Raw genomic sequence first — 17,857 nt, 5'->3', positions numbered from 1 at the left:
CCGCCACTCCGTCGCACTCGGCGAGGTGCGCCTGGACGGGGGCTGCCGGGCGCCGGGGGAACCGGGCGCGGGTGCACAGGCGCGGGTGGATGGCGCCGGTGATCGGGAACGGGCGCGGGTGGACGGGGGCAGACGGAAGGGCCCGGTGCGGATTGCTCCGTACCGGGCCCTTCCGTTCGTTCCGTTCGTTCCGTTCGTATCCCCCGAGGTCGGCCGCCGCGTGGGCGGCCGCCTCAGCGGCCCTTGATCAGGACTCGGGGACCTCGCCCTCCTGGCCCTTCACGAAGACGGGCTTGTTGCTGGCGTCGAACTTGTAGACGCCGATCGACGCGGACGACGGGTCGTTGTCCTCGTTGAACGAGCCGGTGCCGGCCTGGCCGACGTAGTGGATGTCGTCCCCGGCCTCGAGTGCCGCGACGCCGTCGGCGAAGGTGGAGACCTCCGTGCCGCCGTCGGCGCCCGAGACGGACGCGAGGTTCTCCTGGATGGTCGGACCGTCGGTCCCGCCACCCTTGACCGCCGCGAGGGCGGCGAGAATCGTCGCGTCGTAGGACTCGGGAGCGTAGGCGTAGTCCGTGAGGTCGGGGTTCAGCTCCTTGAGCTTGGCCTGGAACTCCGTGCTCGGGAACGCGCCCGGGATGGTGCCCTGGGCGCCCTCGAGGGTGCCGGGCTCGAAGTCGGCCGAGTAGTCCGCCGTGTTGCCGTCGACCAGGTACAGGGTCGTCGGGTCGACGCCGGCGGCGATGAGCTCCGGGATGATGAGCTTCGTCTGCTCGAACGCGAGGATGACGATCGCGTCGGGGCTGGTCGCCAGCAGGGCGGTGACGTCGCCCGAGAAGCTGCTCGCGGCCGGGTCGAACTCCTCGCCGGCGTTGCCGTAGGTCACCGTGGCGCCGGCCTCCTCGACCGTCGCCTTGACGACGTCGCGCAGCGACGTGCCGTAGTCGTCGTTGAAGACCAGGATGCCGATGTTGCTGTGCCCGTCACCCGTGATCAGGTTGGCGAGCGCCGCGCCCTGGACCGTGTCCGGCGGGGCGGTCCGGAAGTAGAACGGCGAGTAGCCGGACAGCGAGGTCGCGGTGTTCGCGGGCGAGATCTGGACGACCTCGGCACCCGTGATGTCGTCCACCACGTTGAGAGTCACGGACGACGACGCGGCACCGATGATGACCTGGACGTCCTTGGACAGCAGGTCCGTCACGGACTGGGTCGCGACCTCGGCGTGGTCGGCGTCGGACGAGTCCGCGTTCTCCACCTCGACATCGGCTCCGAGCACTCCGCCGGCCTCGTTGATCTCCTGGACGGCCAGTTCGACGCCGGCGATCTCGGGCGGGCCGAGGTAGGCGAGCGTGCCGGTCTGGGGCAGGAGCGTGCCGATGATCAGCGGCGAGGCGTCAGCGCTCGCGTCGGTCTCGTCACTGCCACCCCCGTCGTCTGAGCCGCAGGCGGTCAGGACCAGAGCAACCGCTCCGGCAAGCGCCGCAGCGCGGAGTGCATTTGTCGATCGAATCATGCTGTACGACCCCTCTGGTGAGTACCTCTGCTCCGCGGCGGACGATCTATCCGAGGAGGGCTGTGCCGGAAAGGTACCCATGATGTGTGTCCAGCATGTGACGAATGCGGTCTCACGGGAAGTCGTTGCAGACTTGTGACAAACGACAGGCCCGGCCCACCGCCCGTTCGGGGTGGACCGGGCCTCGTTCGGCCTAGCGGGGTGAGCGGGTGCTCAGCTGGCGCCGCCCACCTGCTCGATGACGGCGTCGGCGACCTCGCGCATGGTCAGGCGGCGGTCCATCGACGTCTTCTGGATCCAGCGGAAGGACTCGGGCTCGGACAGGCCCATCTTGGTCATGAGCAGGCCCTTCGCGCGGTCCAGGCGCTTGCGGGTCTCGAACCGCTCGGCGAGGTCGGCGACCTCGGACTCGAGCGCGGAGATCTGCGCGTAGCGGGAGATCGCGATCTCGACCGCGGGCAGCAGGTCGGCCGGGCTGAACGGCTTGACGACGTACGCCATCGCGCCGGCGTCGCGCGCGCGCTCGACGAGCTCGGTCTGCGAGAACGCGGTGAGCAGGACGACGGGCGCGAGGTGCGCCTTGCCGATCCGCTCGGCGGCGGAGATGCCGTCGAGGACGGGCATCTTGACGTCCATGATGACGACGTCGGGCTTGAGGTCGGTGGCCAGCTGCACCGCCGTCTCGCCGTCACCCGCCTCGCCGACGACGTCGAAGCCCGCCTCGCGCAGCGTCTCGACGACGTCCATGCGAATCAGGGCCTCGTCCTCCGCGACCACAGCGCGCCGGGCGGGCCGGCCCGGCGTCGCAGCCGGCGTCGCCGTGGCCGGCTTGGCGAGCAGAGGGGGAAGATCCAGGGGGGCGGCCGCCGTCGGCTCGCCCGATGTTGCGTCCTTTGAAGTCACTGCTACACCCTACTGGTGCCGACGGCCCCGAATGCGAGCCTGTGTCGTCGCGTACGCCACACAACGGATAACCTGACCGGGCGCGCCGTCCAGCGGCGCACGTGCCCCGATAGCCCAACCGGCAGAGGCGTTCGGCTCAAACCCGATCCAGTGTGGGTTCGAATCCCACTCGGGGCACTTGGAAGTGGCTGTGACCTGCGGGAACGCGCCGCGGACCGGACTCGCGATTTGAGTCACCCATCGTTTACCCATCGTTTTCGACGCAAGAACGCACGGACGCTGTGCGGTCTGTGCGCAAATCGCGTGTGCGGTCCCGGTTCAGGGTGGACATCGTGGCCCCGGTAGCTGGCTGACAGTTTCGGGACGCGGCCCCGGTTCCTGGGTGACAGTGGCCCCGGTTCCTGGCTGACAGTTCTGGCTGGTGGGTGTCGTCTTCTCCTTGGTGGGTGTGTATCCCGCCGCCGGGAGGAGGGTCGGTCGATGCTGGTGGAGTTGGGGCTGGTGGAGCAGCGCTATCAGACCGACAGGAGAACGACTGCGCGACGGTCAGCCCAACGACGCTTTCCGACAGGTAAGTGGCGAGAGAATGTCACACGTCAGGACTCTGCAGAGCGATCCCGATCCGGCACTTCGAGTCCGTGTGTGAGACACCATGGTCTCCATGGCAAGTAGAGAGCGCCGATTGAAGGACGTCGAGCTCGTCGACGACGAGCCGCCTGACGAACCTGGTCCCGTGGGAGCTCGTCGCCTCCGGCGCGGCGCAGTCCTCATCGTTGCTGTCGGCATCGCCGTCGTCGCGGTTGCAGCGATCGGGTTGGCGCGCGGGTCAAACGACCAAGGCACTCCGATCTCTTTGCTGGACCGGGCCCGGCGTACCGCTGACGCCCTTCCTGACTCTGGTGCCGATGACCTGATCGCTTCGTCGTCTCGGCAGGTTGCTCAGGCTGGAGACGCGACCTTCTGGGTGGCGCGCGACGAGACAGGCCTCTATTGCTTCGTGACCGCGATCTCGGGGGCAGAAGGTGGCGCCGGCTCCACCTGTGGCAACAGGACCACGCTCGAGCGAGGCATTGTTCTCAGCCTCAATGTAGGTGCCGCATCAGTCACCGCTGCGCTCGTTGCCGACGGCGCCGCGGCTCCCTCGGCTCCCGGGTCATGGACGCGCATCAGCGACAATGTCTTCCTCGACTCTCCGTGACGAGCGACACCGCGAAGTCTTCTGCCCGCCACAACCGGCAATTGCGACATAGTGCATGCGGGCCAGGTAGCGACAGGTAAGTTCCGGTCTGAGTTCTTCCTGGCGGCAGCGCCTGCGTTGAGGTACGCGTGCCATGCTCTCGGAAATCGACACGGACGAGAGGGCAACCATGTGGGAGTTGTTTTTCCAGGTGCTCGGAGTTCTGGTCGGGGGCTGGGCGGGCGCGTACTTCTACGGACGGGCCCGCCGACGTAGAGCGGCTGCTGCCTTCACGGCAGGGCGCGATGCGATCTTCCCCGGATGGGTCGTGGGTAGCCGGCCGTACTGCCGGGCTCCCGGTGGACTACTTGTCGTGACCCAGGACGGCATCCATCACGTTGTCGATCGCGGGATGCCGATCACTCGTCACGACTTGCCCCTCGATCGACTTGAAGTTGTTGCGGTCCGACAAGGCACGCGGGCCGACCACAAGCAGATGCCAGCCGACTGGCTGGTCATGGAGTGTTTGGACGACGACGAGAAGGTCTGGATCGCGTGCCACGAGGGCGAGATGCGCTTCGTGGAACAGGCGTTCGGGCGTTCATCGCGGCCGCCTCAATCGACGTTGCCTTAGCCTCACACTCGGGAACTAGAACACCGCTTGACGACAGGTAAGTCGTGGACTCGGGCGAACACGAAGTCTGCTGTACTCGAGCACTTACCAGTAGGGGCCAGGGTCACTAGCGTCGTCCTATGGGTGATCTGCTGGTGCCGGAGAACTTCACGGTGGCGATGGTTGACGGCGTGCGGGTGGTCCTCACTCGTGCCGCACTCGAAAGCGAGTTCGCTCAGTTTGAGTGGGATGGCGTCCGAGACGCCGCAACGGATCGCAGAGATTTGCAGTGGGAGCGCGAGTTCGATGCCTGGGGCCGCGCCGTCAAGGTGCACGGCCACGACGAGGCGGGACCGCCCCCGCAGATGCCGGGAAATCTACTCGCGCGAGTTCAAATGGTCGTATCCAGTGAGAACGGCGAGGAGTTGAAGAAACTCGATGGGCAGGTCGCCGGCTCCGGTTCCGAATGGCATGCGGAGTGGCGGCACGCTCTGCCCGCGGAAGGCGTAAAGCGCCTCTCCCTGCGGTTCGCCGTCGATGGCGTGCCCAGCGCAGCGTGCCAGCTCCACATCGACTGATACCCCGCCGACTCCGTCTTGCGCTCGCCGGCGCCCCGGCCGGTTCGCCCATCGTGAGAAGGGCGCCTTACGCAGCAGATGTCCGCTGGCCCACCGCCGGTGAGCGACAGCTATGGCTCGACGGTCGGCCCCGGGCTCTTGGGCTCACCCTCGAACGTGCCGTTCGCTTCAGGCGAGAGTCCAGCGCGCGAACATCGGGATCTGTCCCCAAGCTACGGGCGTGACGAACCCGGCGGCGTCCCAGGCGTAGTAGTCCGATTCCAGCAGCCAGATCCACATCGACACGGCGGATGCCAAGGACGGCGCACGGTCGACGTCGAAGTTCTCCCATTCCCACGAGACGAGCCGGATAGGTGACGTGCGTGTCGTCGTCGTCCGTTCGCAGTCGATGTAGAGACGCTGCGCGTCTTGAGTCATGAAGGGAACCCACGACCTGCGCCAAGACGGCTCCGAAGGTAGATCACCCGGTTCTTCACCATGGATGCGCATGTTGAGGCGGTAGGCCGCTATCGCGTCGGAACTGCTGAGGAACTGGTATCCGCCCGGACCGATGTTGCCGTTGCGGCCGCCGTCGCAACCGTCGTGCCAGGACCAGAGCTCGCGGAGCTCGTTCGGCAGCTCTAGACCCAGCTCTGAACTGACGGCATCCAGCTCAGCCTCGGTCAGCCCCGGGCGGAGCGCACCCACGACGGGCGCGCCGAGACGAACCCACTGCACCAACAAGTCCTCAAGCAGGGTTCTCAGCACACCTGAGGCTATCGCCGCGCGCACTCCCACGGGTCTATCGGCGACATCGACGCCGGCACCTCGACTCCGATCCACGAATTGAACGAGACCAGCGCTTACGACAGTTGTGCGGCCGCCGGCTTGACGCATCCCGGAGCGCGCTTCGTGTTGCGCTGGGACTTCGCCTGCCGGACCATTCGCGCATGGCCCTCTCTCCGTACGTCGATCGACTCGTCAAGCGTGGAGGCGCACTGGGTGGTCTCATCTTTGGTTTCGCTGGCTTCTTTGTCGGCTCGGTCGTGGCAGAGCGGCCATTGATCTGGGCTCCAGCAATGGTGGTCGGGTGGTTGCTCGGTGCAGCGGTTGGCTGGCGGATTGCTCGGCGTCGCAGCCCCTCGGTTACGAGGCCCGGCAGTTAGCGATGGATCGGCTCCTCAGGGACCGATCGATGCCCAGCTTCCGGAGGCGCACTTGTCGATGTCCAGCAGTTCACCGCCTGCCCGGGGGATGCGCACGCATGAGGTCATCGCTCGTTCCGCGAAGAAGCCGCTGTGGTTGTGGGCGCAGATCTTCTCGCAGGCGCTGCTGCTCATATTCTGGGCCAACAAGCTTCGTGAGGGTGACGACGGCGCCGCGATTGTCATGACTGTCTTGCTCTCCATTGTTGTGATCTTGAGTGTCGCGGCGGTCTTCGGCTTCCAACGGGTGGAGCTCGTCTTGACCGACGACGCGGTGCTGCTCCGGCGCCGATGGCACCCGATTACCGTCGCACGCGCAGACATTCGTGCCGTCCGAGGTGACATACCTGGGCGTCCCTCATGGTCGGCCAGCCTCATCGTGCAGCTGGATGCCGGTCAGATCGTCACTTTGCCCACGTTCGGGCAGACCGGAGCAACTCTCGTGCCGACGCTGCAGGAGTGGGCCGGCGTCGGAGAGACTCCAACGGTCCGCTGAGCTGACCGGAAGGACTCAAAGCTGAGCGACAGGTAAGCGACGGTCTCGTGGCGGTGGAGCCCGCCGCCGATGGAGTCGCCGTCCTGACTCGCGATGCGTGGGGTTTCAGTCCGCAGCGCCGAAGGTGCGCGGCTCGGTCGCACTCTCCAATTGACATGTCGCGCCCGAGAGGCCATTGGCGCACCGCGGCAAATTCCCGTTCAGTCCTCGATGACGTCGAGTCCCTTCTCGCGGAGCTGCGTGAGGTGGTCCAGCATTCCTTTCAGCACCTCAGGGGGATGGCCTTGCCAGCTCGCTAACTCGGCAACGACGCGCAGCGGGTGGCTCGTCCGGTACGACTGTGTGGGGTTGCCGGGAAAGCGCTTGTTGGTCACGTTCGGGTCGTCCTCGAACGGTCCCGTGGGCTCGACGACGTAGATATGCCCCCGATCCCCACTTCCGGCCAGCGCGGTCGCCAGCTCCGCTCCCCATGCGGCGGTGTCCACGAGCGTGGTGAAGTAGATGTTGTTGGACACCCGGCTTCGCTGGAAGTTGGAACCGTAGCCAGGGACGAGCTCCGCGCCGGCCCCGAGAGCGGATTTCGTGCCGTGGTAAAACGGGCCCTCGACGTGGGCGCAGCGGTCGTAAGTGACCGGCGAGTGGGGGCTGGGCTGCTCTCCCATGACTGTCGTCTCCTCGTCCGTCACGGATCGCTGCGGCTCGCGGATCGCCGGAGCGGCGACGAGAAGCGCGTCGTTGACGCACCCATGGTCCCAGCGATCGCGGTGTGCAAGAAAGTCAGGTCCGCGCCGCTCCCGAGCAGCGGCTCGGACCGAGCATTGAACCGGACAGGTAAGTCGTGGTTCGAGAGTGACCCCGATCGTGCGCGTTGCTGCACGTGTCGGGTTCGTCTCGGCCGGGCGTCGCACCGGTTCAGTCCCACGGACCTACGCTGCAACTGAGGAGGCAGTTGATGGACGAGCACGTGACTGCGCTGGCGGCCGGTCGACGCCATTCCGTTTGCGCCAGCTCGGACGGAACCGTCCGGGCCGTGGGCAATGGCGCCGCCGGCGAGTGCAACGTTCTTGGCTGGACGGGCATCACCACGGTGGCGGCTGGCAACGTTCACACCGCGACGAACACCGGCAAGTCACACACCGTCGGACTTCGCTCGGACGGAACCGTCCTGGCCACGGGCTGGGATCGCGACGGTCAGTGCCAGGTTCTGGAGTGGCGTGAGGTCACAGCCGTCGCGGCAGGCTGGCGACGCACCGTCGCACTCCTTGCGGATGGCACCGTGCGAGCCGTCGGTAGAACAGTTGAACGACAGTGCGAAGTCGGCCCGTGGCGAGAGATGGTCGCGATTGCCGCCGGTGATTGGCATACCGTCGGCGTCAGGGCTGACGGCACCGCAATCGCCACTGGCAACAATCACCACGGCCAGTGCGAAGTCGGCGACTGGCACGGGCTCACAGCTGTCGCCGCGGGCTACCTTCACACCGTCGGTCTTACGGCGATGGGCTCCGTGGTCGCGGCAGGACGTCGCACCGCGCCAGAGTGCGACCTAGCCGGATGGACCGATGTCGACGCCGTGAGCGTGGGGAGCTATCACACAGTCGGTATCAGGGCAGACGGTCGCGTCTACGCGGCCGGAGCCAACGATTACGGACAGTGCGACATCAGTCGTTGGCGAGACATCGTGGCCGTTGCGGCGGGCTCCACCCACACCCTCGGCCTGCGCGCCGACGGCACCGTCATGGCAACGGGGAACAACAGCGATAGCCAGTGCGAGATCTGAGGCTGAGCAGTGCTCGCGCAGAATTCCAGCCGTACCTCGAACGCGTGCGGACGGAGCAACCAAGCCGCCCCCACCGTCAGGTAGCGACAGGTAGGTCGTCTACGACTAGCGTCGCGGAAGATCCGCGCCGAAAGTATCGGCGGCCCGTCACGCGATTTCGAGGTCCGTCCACCCTTTTTGTCGACAGGTTGCGCAGTTGGTCACGGCACGGCGTCGATGAGATCCCAGATGGACGGATTGTCTTGAGCTGCGATGTACGCGGTCGCTGCAGCGGTGGCGCCAGCCTCACTCGAGTACCCAGCTCGTTCGTGGTCGCCGGCTGCCTTTAGCGCCGGCCGGCTGGCCTGCCACACCGGAGCGCTCATGGACATCACTCGAAACACGATGATCGCGTGTCGTCCGGTCGCATCGACTCGACTCTGAGCGTTCTGAAGCTCTTCGACGATCCTGACGGGAACGTCGTTGCCCGTGAATTCTGCCGCGACGGGTGCTGCGATGTCGACCTTGACCGATTCCGGCAGGGCGGTATCCGTACGGACCAGGACGTGCGTCCCGTCGTTCATCTCGAACGCGACCTCCCCGGGGGCGATCCCAGTCGCCTGCTCCGCCGTGAGGACATCGCCGACGGCGAGAGCCGGAAAGCTCGGTGACACCGCTGTGGCGAGCGGAGCGTTCGACGGGCTGGAGCTCGGGGCACGGTCCGGGGCCGAACACCCACCCAGCATCCCCATGGTCAGCAACACCGGGAGCGCAGCGGCAAGATATCGAAAACTCATGGCCCCAATATCGACCCTGATCAGCCTCATCGTCTGGGACCAGGCCATGACGGCCCGTCCCGTCAACGCGCGCCGTCGATCGATTGAGCCCGTCCCGGTCTCGTCCGGGACGGCGCCCGCGGGGAAGCCGAGCCGTCCGCTTTGCGCGGTCCACCCACTCAACCCCTGGGCGCGCTCAAACGGGTACGAGTCGTGAGTGCGGTCATGGCCAGTTCTCGACCGCGAGTGCTTGAGCCGAAGGTGGAGGTCCACGTGGAAGTTGTCCGCGCCTGGGCGGGGGTGAACGACCGCTATGTCGCAGACGGACGGCTGAGCGTCAGTGACTCCCGTCCGCTAGGTGTCGTCCCGGCGGAGTCGGTGGCGGGTTGCGGTAGGCAAGGGCAAGCCAGCGCGCCCACTTGGCGTAGCCGCTCGCCAGGAGCAAGCAACCCAGCGCCAACGCGATCAGCCGGGCGGTCTCGCCAGCATCCGGCTCGAAGCCGACGAGCCGCGCCCGTGTCGGATGGCGAGGGTCGGACAACACCTCCACGACCCCACCCACCGAGTACTCCTCCTCCGCGTGAACGCCAGGGTCCAGAAGGACCGTCTGAGGAGCGATTCCTGGCCAGGTGACCTCCACCTGGCCAGGCACATCGAGAACAGTGCCTAGGACGACAACGCCCCGTTCCTGCAGTTAAGTCGCCTGTCTCCCTTCGTGCGGCCAGATCGAAGTTGAAACCGCACGACGGCTTGAGCCCATTTTCGTGCGGTCGAACTAAGGCGGATGCTCCGCGTGCGTCCGGCTCTGGCCGTGGTGGATGCCTGGACGCGGCTAAGTAATCCGACGCCAGAGCCGCCGCCACGACGGGTCCCCATAGTGCCGGGAGGATTTCTCGAGCGATTCGGGTGAGACGATCGGCGGACCTTCGTGCCTTGGGATGGCTTCCAGTCTGTCGAGTACTTCGACGATGAGGTCGTAGCCGCCACTCGCCTTGGTTCCCTCCTGCAGAGCGCGGCCCTTCGCCGTTGCCCCGAGCTGTCGGTCTCGCGTACCGACCAGCCCACTAGCAACCAGCCGCGCCACGACCTCAGCCAGGACTTCTTGGTTGGGCACGCCGTGATTGTGGTGGTCAGCCGTCGACAACATCCCCCGAACGGACGTCCACCCGCGGGTTGGCAAGGATATGAGAATCAACGCGTCGTCGTAGGTCCAGTCGTCGGCACTGCCCATGCCCGGAGCATATGAGAGTTACGTAGAGTGGGAGCAAGATGTCACGGTCCCACGCGCGCTGCGCGGGTTGGGTCGATCGGGACTGAGTCTCGGAAAAGTCAGCGGCGTACGCAGTGATAGGCCAGAGCGTCAACTCGTCGGTAACGACGTCCGCGACGATGGCGTGGTCGCGGTGGGTCGCTGGCGACGACGGGTGGCTCGGAGCGAGCATCAACTCACGCGAATCAGTGACGCCGAACGGTCCTTGACGCCAAGTAGATCTAGATGTGGTTGTTGCTGAACGATAGGTAAGCAGCGTTTCGACGATGTCTGGTGACATCGCTTGCCTGGTGGGCCTGACCATTCATCTAGGGGCAAGCTCGCCGCGCGAGCGGGCGCGAACCCAGTGTGCACGGCACACTTCCTTCCGACATGAGTCAGCCAACGCTCTGACCGGGGCCGAGGACGACACGCCTGCTCTTGAGGAACCCCGAACCCACCCGGAGGCTGTACGTGCCGTCAGGAAGCGTGCCGCTTGAGCCGGAGTCTGGAACGTCCGAGATCATCGCTCGATCCCCGAAGAAGCCTGCATGGCTGTGGGTGCAAGTGATCGTTCAGTCGATCCTGTTCGCCTATTGGGCGAACAGGTTCCGCGAAAGCGGTGATGCCGACGTCGCCATCGTCATGGCTGTCGGCCTCTTCATCGTCCTCGCCCTGAGCGTCGCAGCTGTGCTCGGGTACCAGCGCGTGACGCTCGTCTTGACCGACAACTCCGTGACACTGCAGCGCAGGTGGCGACCTATCGTCGTCCCACGCACGGCGATACTCGCTGTCCGCGGTGAGATCCCGGGCCGCCCATCGTGGTCGAGCAGCCTCGTCCTCGAGCTCGACGACAAACGAATCGTCACGCTTCCCACGTTCGGCCAGACCGGAAAGGCCTTGGTGCCGAGATTGCAAGATTGGGCCGGCGTCGGAGAGAAACCAACAGAGCACTGACAGCTAGTCGCCTTCGAACATCACGGTGCCGTCCCATGCCGCTCGTCGTGTCCGAACGGCGAGGTAGTCGGTGATCGACTGCGCCATCGCCGCAGCCAGTGGGTCGTCGAGTCGCTCGGCGACGAACGCAATCTCGTCGAGCAACGACTCGCACCGTGCACGGTTCAGCCGAACCGGATCCAGGCCACCCAGCATCGGCAGTGAGTGGAGTTCGTACGCTAATGCGACGCCTGTAAGTCGACGGAAGAGTCGCGCCGAGAGCCAGAGCGCGTCCTGGTCCGACGGGTCAGACTCGAAGACGCCAACGACTTCGTCGTCCTCCGCGTACGTCGCCGGGTCGAGGCGGTCGGCGAATCGATCAATCTGCATGAGAGGAGGATGCCAGCGCGACCTCCGCCGCATCCGCTCTTCGGCAGAGAGCGGACAGCCAAGTCGGCGAAGGAAGGGACGGCTCGGGGTGCAACCGGCTGTGTTGGCCGCTGAACATCACTTCCGCCACGCAGACGTCGTTGAGAACGTCGCTGAACGACAGGTAAGTCGTGCATTGCCGTGGCGTTCGGCGTCCTCCTCGAAGTGCAGTCGGGCGTTCGGGACGGACGACCCCCGGACCAGGCCCCTCAAATCCCCGCGCCAGCACCTTGCTCGAAGCAATGATGTGATCCTCGGAGGAGTTCGGTGACTCAGAAGGGATTGGCCTCGATGCCGGGGAGCGGAACGAAGGGGCCGGGTCGGGTGACCGTCACCGAGCCGCAGTACCTGCATGGGCAACGCGGGAATCGCTCATGACCGTCGAGCAGGATGCACCGGAGACCGTGGTCAGGCTCCGAACGCCGCGTCACAGTTGGATCCAATTGCTCGTCGTCGGCGTGCTCTCGCTCGTGTTCGCTGCGCTATACCGGTCGGTAATTCCGGTCAGCCTCGGCTGGTCGGGGGCGCTCGGCAGGTTCTGGCTGGGCCTTGGCCTGGTTGCGATCGCCGGGGCGTTCTGGCTGCGCACCCGCGGGGTCGACCTGACGCCCGAGTCTGCGGTTATCCGCGGAATCTCGCGGCGCACTGTGCCCTGGCAGGAGATTCAGGGGGTCGTGCGTACCCAGCGTGCCGGCACCTGGGTGATCCACCTCCTGCCCGAGAGCGGCAAGCCGAGAATGCTCCCGGTGGCGATGTCTAGGTTCGGATTCGGGGCGAGCACCCACATGCTCCAATTCCACCAAGTCGGCCAATGGTGGCTCGCGCATCGCACCGTGGACTGGCGCCCCGCCGGGCCGCCATCCTGAGACTCGAAGTCGGCGCGGATCGGCGGGGCCCAGTTCGTCGAAGCCAAGCATCAACGACAGCAGTCTCATCGCACGGTCAAAGCACCTGAACGACAGGTATGTGATGGGTGTCGTTTGAGTGGTGGCACCTCTGCCGGCGGGCATTCTTGCGATTCGGCCACCGTGGCGGTGTGGAGCAGTCCGCATGGACCGGTTTCGAGCGCAATGACACGAGAGCCGGCAGGATCGCACGGTGGCTCGTCCCCTGCGGCAGCAGTCGGGCCGGCGGGCGATCGGGTTGGTGCCCGGTCCGAACTCTTCGGCGCCACCTACGTCGGGCGCGACTGCCCACGTCCGATCCAGGAAAGTCCACCATCGAAGACCACCCATCCGACCAAACAGTTCTGACAGGCTAGTCACATGGGACCTCCCGCATCGCTTCCCCACGGAAGACACGAGCACGGCATGCTTCGGGGCGGTGCTGCTGCTGCGCTATTGGCCGCCTGCGTCGGCAGTTTTCTTGCAGGCCGTGGCTCTAAGGAGGGGAATCCGCAAGACAAATCCTTGACCTCCGCCACTGGTTCCAGCGCGATCAACCCAACCAACGTCTTGCTCACGACGGAGGCCCCGACCCCGAAGCGCGATGCAGTGTTAGGAACTTCGATCATCGGCGCGACCAGTGTCGCCATCGTCGCTTCCCTACGCCTCGGGTACCTGGACGAGTTCGGTGCAAGTTGGGAGGACACTGACCTAAACGGGTACAGCGTTCTAATTCCGTCGCTGGTCGGGCTGGCTTTCCTCGGATGGGCCCTAGGAAGCATATACTTACTGGGTAAGGCGATGTTTGCACGCCGAGCACAGGCGCAACTAGTTTCGCTATTGACGCTACTACTAATTCTCGTGATCGCTGCTTCAAATTCGATTGCTGACATTGATCCATTGCGCGGGGATGTTCAATGGCTTCTGGGGCAGACGGGGTACGTATTGGCATTCGCGGCCCTTATTGCCACGCTGAGTGCCGTCTTGCGGGAATCGGCCGCAGACCTCGACGGCGCAAATGGGCGATGGGCCCTCCTTTTCACCAGCGCAGTATTAATTGGTACGTATCTGCTAGCCTCCATCCCAATCCCCCTTTGGGTGGCGGCAGCATGTCTTATAGGCGTGCTTTTTCTCGTGTTACGCGCAGCTTCTATTGCGCGCACGAAGGGTGCAGACCCCACGATTAGCAGCCTATTTCAAACTAAGTCCTGGCGACGCACATTTCTCGCCATCCCGCCACTGGCAAGCGTCACTCTGGCTGGTTCAATCAACTTAGTTCCATATATCAATAGCGATTGGCTCGAGCACCCTCGAGGGGCGGCGGTCCCACTAATAGTCGCCGCTCTCACCATATTTACATTTAAACCCGTGCGCACGTGGATCGGAGAAACTCGACACGTCTTGAGGCCGGTCGCGACCTATCTCGTCGCTGCCACCATCAGCATTTCGCTAATTGCGGCTTTGTACACGGGAAAGTATATGGCTCTGAGCGTTCAGGAATCCTTCGGCAACCCGACCCCCGCAACAACAGCCGGTTACAGGGCATTACTTGGACTCCAGGCTTCGTATGTATGCCCGTCAGTCCCGACGAGCGCGCTCAGTTTGCTCGTCGGCAGCGGTTCGGGCCGATACCTCGTGTGGGATCCGGTGAACGGGCTATCACGGCTACCTGTCGACGCCACGTCTTTACGGAGTGTCGCCGAGATCACAGACTGCGAAGATTAGCGCGACGCCGGTCGCGTTCTTGGGCGGAGGAATTGAGTCGCGAGTATGATCCGCCTCACCAACAACTGAGGCCTCGCCCGATGAGTTCGCCCTGCTCGAGGCGCGGTCATCCATTATAAGCGTCTCGCAAGATCAGTTTGGGCTTTCTAGCCCGAAGCCAGTTCACACGACTCAATCCGAATTTCCAAACGGATGTAAGGTCGCACATAATGCTTGATAGTCGGCACATAACGCCACGTACATGTTGAAGCGTCCGACACTGAACGACAGCTATGAAGCCATCCCACTCGACCTCGACGAGCTCGGTGACGCTTCGGTGGCTACGTCGAGTGAAACGCCTGCCTCGGCCGGCGACGGTTCACCCCGGTGACCGTCGAGTCCCTCCGGTCCGCATGCCCGCAAAAGTCGGTCAGGGATCGGCACTGTGTATCGACGAGCGGCGGTGACCACGTCTCGCAAGAGAGATGACTTTCGTATCAGGTTCTCCGCCTCCATCGCGGCAAATCCCTCGAGTTGATTTGCAAGCCAAGCACGGACGTCGTCATTGGCGCCACTCGCCTCCCGGATCCTCCACAGGAGATCGTCGACCTCGGTCCGCGAAGCAGGGATGAACTCCGGCCAGACATCGTCTCGGCCGTGCGGATAGCCCAGCAGGTTGTTCATCGCGTTGTTCACAGCACTGAACTGATCTTCCGGATTCTCACAACTCGGCCAGGACGTGAGAACAGCCCGAACCTCATCTCGGTCGAGCCCGAACAGCGTGTGAAACTCCCAGTCCGGGAAGAATGGCCCCTCGACCGCAGCGCGCAGGCATGCCAGGAGAGTCCCCTCGTCACGATCAGTCAGAGACTCGCGCCACGCTCGAACGCCCTTGGAAGAATCATGGCGCACGTCATGGGGCATCTCATCGGGCATCAGGCCACCGAATCTACACTCGACTGAGAGCGCTGACGTTGCCGTTTGACGACAGCTACGCGGCGGCTCGGCCAGGACGCGCAAAGCCTGCAGGCGATCGAACTACTGGGCAAGGGGAGCCCCCAGAAGGCGGTTCGAGGCCATCGCGGTGATGGCGGCCGAAGTGCCGGTCGCGCCAGAGGCGCCCGCACGTCCAGGGAGAGGCTCAGATGTATTGACCGGCCCCAGAAGCCTTGAGCCAGGCGTGCTGCGCGCCGATCACCAGTACGTGGCCACACCGATCGACATTCCAGCGACGACGAAGATTATGCGCCTGCGGTACGCGGGTAGGTGCCGGGACTGCGGGGTCGACCTCGATGCTGGAGTTCGCGCCGTGTACGACCGCTCGACGAAGACGGTGATCTGCGTGACCTGCCCGGTCCCCGACGCAGTCGCCGAGGTCATCAAGCCCGCCGAGATCCTCGAGGTTGTCGAGGCGGTGAGCACTCCCGCCATTCGCAAGCCACGGCCGGCACCTGTCGAGAGCGGCGCGGCCGGCGGATCTGCACGTCGCGAGTACGAGCGTCGATCAGCCAAGCGCGAGGCCCGTATCCGCGATGCCCACCCACGGCTGGGCGGGCTGATTCTCGCGTTGTCCGACGAGCCCCAGAGCACCACCGCTTGGGCACGTGGGGCCAAGGGCGAGGAAGTGCTCGGGCAGGGGTTGGACAGGCTGACGGCCCGCGGGGTGCTGACGCTGCACGATCGCCGCATCCCTCCGACGCGGGCCAACATTGATCACATCGCCGTGAGTCCAGCCGGCGTGTTCGTCATCGATGCCAAGCGCTACAAGGGCCGCCCGCACGTGGTGACCACAGGCGGTCTCTTTCGTCCGCGCATATCGACGCTGGTCGTCGGATCTCGCGTCTCTACGAAGATCGTCGACGGCGTGCACAAGCAGGTTGCCCTCGTTCACGCCGCTCTCGCCAAGGCTGGTTTCCCTGACGTCCCCGTCCGCGGGATGCTCTGTTTCGTCGACGCCGACTGGCCGTTGTTCGGCGGCTCCTTCGTCATCGACGGCGTGGACGTCCTTTGGCCCAAGAAGGCCAGCGAGCAGCTCCTTGCGCCCGGCCTCATCGAAGATGCCGCGGTCAGCGAGATCCATCGCGCCCTCGCCGCCGCGTACCCCGTCGCGTGATCGCCGTGGTCCACTCTGCGGTGGCCCGCCCACCGTTGTCGTTGAACCGTCGATCGAACGGCTCGTAGCCGGCGTAGGTCGTCACTGACCGACAGGTAGGCGCCGGGTGCTGCGCGCATCCGACGGCCGTCATTGCCGTGGAGTTTCCATGGAGTACCGCAGTGATTCAGCCTGCGCGGGGCATGCCCGCTGCGGGATGGTGGTAGCGGAATTGCCTAGTCGTGGTCGTGCCCGGCTTCATCGGGCTGAACCGTGAAGCGACGCGGAAGGAACTCGTCGAGTGGACGACGTCGTCGAACACGGCGATCCGGCTGGGAGGGAACCGATCGCTCCCGATGTCGACGCACTGCGTGGCAGCGCAACGGTCCTGCGGGGGCTGGTTCAGCACCGAAGGAGCGCCCGGCGGTCGCCCATCCTTCGCTCAGGAAGCGGGGCGTAGGACGTGCGCGAAGAGGCCTGTAGCCCTGAGATGAGACGGGTGGAGCAAGGAGGTGCTGATGATGGTTCCGTTCACTATCGCTTGGTCACGTCGACAACTGATCTACGCTCAGGTTCGTGTCCAACGCAATTCGACCGGCAACGCCTGAAGACCTGGTCGCTGGAGCAAGGTCTACGTTGCATCGCCTGAGTTCGACACTCGATCTTGCCGATTCAGGAGATCCGCACGCTTGGGAGACGCTCGCATCGCTCCTTCGGACCTTGATATCAGACGGCAAAGGGAACGGAGTATGCCGGCGATTGGAGCGCGACTTCGGCTACGCATTTCCATCGGTCGTCGTGTCACCCGCGCCTAGTGAGCCAGCGGGAACGGTCCTAGCGTTCGGAAACTTGCCAGACTATCGTGCGGCGAAAATTGATCCCAACCCAAACGGCCCGCGCCGCGAGGTTGGGTTCTTCAGCTGGCTCGATCTAAAGTCCATCAGAATTCCGGTGGCCGCGCAAAGGACGACCTTTTCGTATGCACGCTTGGTGACCGCCGTTGCAAACACCACAGGCTCTCACGTGAGCCACACTGTTCCCGATCTACTCGACCGAGCGAGAGTCTTCGGAGTCAGCGGCATGGCTCTGAGCGCTTTCCTGATCCGCCAGGTTGCGTGGGCGGTCGAGCGTTCGTGCGAAATCGCCTTGTCGGCTGCCGGGCTGGGCGTGGCGGACCACAGAACCACGCGCCCACTACACATCGGGGAATCTACAGTCGCATATGCCGAACTAGGCAACGATTTCGGCAACTTCGAATTCGTGTTTCACGTCACGCCCGCAGAACTGCTGTCGCTCGACTACGGGTCGATCAGTAGGATCTGGGTGGATAAAAGCGGCTCGCTCAGAATCGCGAGCGACAAGAATCTCATTACTGAGATGATTGAAGGAGGGCCCGCCGAGATCGCCCGTCTCCGCTGGTAGTGACCGACCCTCCCTCCCCGGAAATGTGCCTGCCCTGCCCGAGCGGTGTGGCGTATGGACTACCCGCGCCGCTTCCGCACGGCGGCCGCCGTTACCCACGGCGGGGATGTCACTACGCTGTCCCGGTTGCGGTCGTGTTCAGTGC

The 17,857-nt window shown here is 64.8% G+C and carries 17 protein-coding genes and 1 tRNA gene; 10 read left to right on the top strand and 8 right to left on the bottom strand.

What is annotated here, in order from left to right; translation table 11 throughout:
* Positions 1 to 247: 247 nt before the first annotated feature.
* Both J4E96_RS09445 and J4E96_RS09440 read right to left on the bottom strand, forming a co-directional pair.
* Positions 248 to 1,513 carry an ABC transporter substrate-binding protein gene (locus tag J4E96_RS09445; RefSeq protein WP_227425486.1) on the bottom strand — a complete coding sequence of 422 codons (1,266 nt, stop codon included), beginning with the start codon at positions 1,511 to 1,513 and terminating at the stop codon, positions 248 to 250.
* Positions 1,514 to 1,726: 213 nt separating this feature from the next.
* Entirely contained in the window at positions 1,727 to 2,416 is a 690-nt protein-coding gene (locus J4E96_RS09440; RefSeq protein ID WP_227425485.1) for an ANTAR domain-containing response regulator, read from the bottom strand.
* 103 nt (positions 2,417 to 2,519) lie between these two features.
* Here J4E96_RS09440 and J4E96_RS09435 point away from each other — a divergent pair.
* From J4E96_RS09435 to J4E96_RS09420, 4 genes are all read left to right on the top strand, one after another.
* A tRNA-Leu gene (locus tag J4E96_RS09435) sits at positions 2,520 to 2,593 on the top strand.
* Positions 2,594 to 3,077: 484 nt separating this feature from the next.
* Entirely contained in the window at positions 3,078 to 3,614 is a 537-nt protein-coding gene (locus J4E96_RS09430; protein ID WP_227425484.1) for a hypothetical protein, read from the top strand.
* 352 nt (positions 3,615 to 3,966) lie between these two features.
* Complete coding sequence (locus J4E96_RS09425) at positions 3,967 to 4,227, top strand: hypothetical protein (RefSeq protein WP_227425483.1); 261 nt, start codon at positions 3,967 to 3,969, stop codon at positions 4,225 to 4,227.
* A gap of 119 nt (positions 4,228 to 4,346) precedes the next feature.
* On the top strand, positions 4,347 to 4,784 hold the full coding sequence (locus tag J4E96_RS09420; protein ID WP_227425482.1) for a hypothetical protein: 438 nt from the start codon (positions 4,347 to 4,349) through the stop codon (positions 4,782 to 4,784).
* A gap of 168 nt (positions 4,785 to 4,952) precedes the next feature.
* Here the strand turns inward: J4E96_RS09420 and J4E96_RS09415 are convergent, their stop codons facing one another.
* Entirely contained in the window at positions 4,953 to 5,531 is a 579-nt protein-coding gene (locus J4E96_RS09415) for an SMI1/KNR4 family protein (RefSeq protein ID WP_227425481.1), read from the bottom strand.
* Positions 5,532 to 6,017: 486 nt separating this feature from the next.
* Here J4E96_RS09415 and J4E96_RS09410 point away from each other — a divergent pair, with 486 nt between their 5' ends.
* Positions 6,018 to 6,464 (top strand): hypothetical protein, encoded by a 447-nt coding sequence (locus J4E96_RS09410; protein WP_227425480.1) that lies wholly within the window; start codon positions 6,018 to 6,020, stop codon positions 6,462 to 6,464.
* Positions 6,465 to 6,664: 200 nt separating this feature from the next.
* Here the strand turns inward: J4E96_RS09410 and arr are convergent, their stop codons facing one another.
* Positions 6,665 to 7,126: an NAD(+)--rifampin ADP-ribosyltransferase gene (gene arr, locus J4E96_RS09405; protein WP_227425479.1), complete on the bottom strand. Its 462-nt coding sequence runs from the start codon at positions 7,124 to 7,126 to the stop codon at positions 6,665 to 6,667.
* A 290-nt stretch (positions 7,127 to 7,416) separates the two neighbouring features.
* Here arr and J4E96_RS09400 point away from each other — a divergent pair, with 290 nt between their 5' ends.
* Positions 7,417 to 8,241 carry an RCC1 domain-containing protein gene (locus J4E96_RS09400; RefSeq protein ID WP_227425478.1) on the top strand — a complete coding sequence of 275 codons (825 nt, stop codon included), beginning with the start codon at positions 7,417 to 7,419 and terminating at the stop codon, positions 8,239 to 8,241.
* A 200-nt stretch (positions 8,242 to 8,441) separates the two neighbouring features.
* Here the strand turns inward: J4E96_RS09400 and J4E96_RS09395 are convergent, their stop codons facing one another.
* Positions 8,442 to 9,017: a hypothetical protein gene (locus tag J4E96_RS09395; RefSeq protein ID WP_227425477.1), complete on the bottom strand. Its 576-nt coding sequence runs from the start codon at positions 9,015 to 9,017 to the stop codon at positions 8,442 to 8,444.
* Positions 9,018 to 9,828: 811 nt separating this feature from the next.
* Positions 9,829 to 10,227: a hypothetical protein gene (locus J4E96_RS09390; protein WP_227425476.1), complete on the bottom strand. Its 399-nt coding sequence runs from the start codon at positions 10,225 to 10,227 to the stop codon at positions 9,829 to 9,831.
* A 507-nt stretch (positions 10,228 to 10,734) separates the two neighbouring features.
* On the opposite strand from J4E96_RS09390, the gene J4E96_RS09385 reads away from it, so the two are divergent.
* Positions 10,735 to 11,202, top strand: coding sequence for a hypothetical protein (locus J4E96_RS09385; protein ID WP_227425475.1), 468 nt, complete (start codon positions 10,735 to 10,737; stop codon positions 11,200 to 11,202).
* Positions 11,203 to 11,205: 3 nt separating this feature from the next.
* Here the strand turns inward: J4E96_RS09385 and J4E96_RS09380 are convergent, their stop codons facing one another.
* Entirely contained in the window at positions 11,206 to 11,571 is a 366-nt protein-coding gene (locus tag J4E96_RS09380; RefSeq protein ID WP_227425474.1) for a hypothetical protein, read from the bottom strand.
* A gap of 413 nt (positions 11,572 to 11,984) precedes the next feature.
* Here J4E96_RS09380 and J4E96_RS09375 point away from each other — a divergent pair, with 413 nt between their 5' ends.
* On the top strand, positions 11,985 to 12,476 hold the full coding sequence (locus tag J4E96_RS09375; protein ID WP_227425473.1) for a hypothetical protein: 492 nt from the start codon (positions 11,985 to 11,987) through the stop codon (positions 12,474 to 12,476).
* A 2,013-nt stretch (positions 12,477 to 14,489) separates the two neighbouring features.
* On the opposite strand, the gene J4E96_RS09370 is transcribed toward J4E96_RS09375, so the two are convergent.
* Positions 14,490 to 15,134, bottom strand: a complete 645-nt coding sequence (locus J4E96_RS09370; protein ID WP_227425472.1) for a hypothetical protein — start codon at positions 15,132 to 15,134, stop codon at positions 14,490 to 14,492.
* Between the two features lie 244 nt (positions 15,135 to 15,378).
* Here J4E96_RS09370 and J4E96_RS09365 point away from each other — a divergent pair, with 244 nt between their 5' ends.
* Positions 15,379 to 16,311, top strand: coding sequence for a nuclease-related domain-containing protein (locus J4E96_RS09365; protein WP_227425471.1), 933 nt, complete (start codon positions 15,379 to 15,381; stop codon positions 16,309 to 16,311).
* 555 nt (positions 16,312 to 16,866) lie between these two features.
* Positions 16,867 to 17,712, top strand: coding sequence for a hypothetical protein (locus J4E96_RS09360; protein ID WP_227425470.1), 846 nt, complete (start codon positions 16,867 to 16,869; stop codon positions 17,710 to 17,712).
* Positions 17,713 to 17,857 lie beyond the last annotated feature (145 nt).

The organism is Pengzhenrongella sicca, from assembly GCF_017569225.1.
Taxonomy (GTDB): Bacteria; Actinomycetota; Actinomycetes; order Actinomycetales; family Cellulomonadaceae; genus Pengzhenrongella; species Pengzhenrongella sicca.
This window is presented reverse-complemented; position numbering and strand designations above follow the sequence as displayed.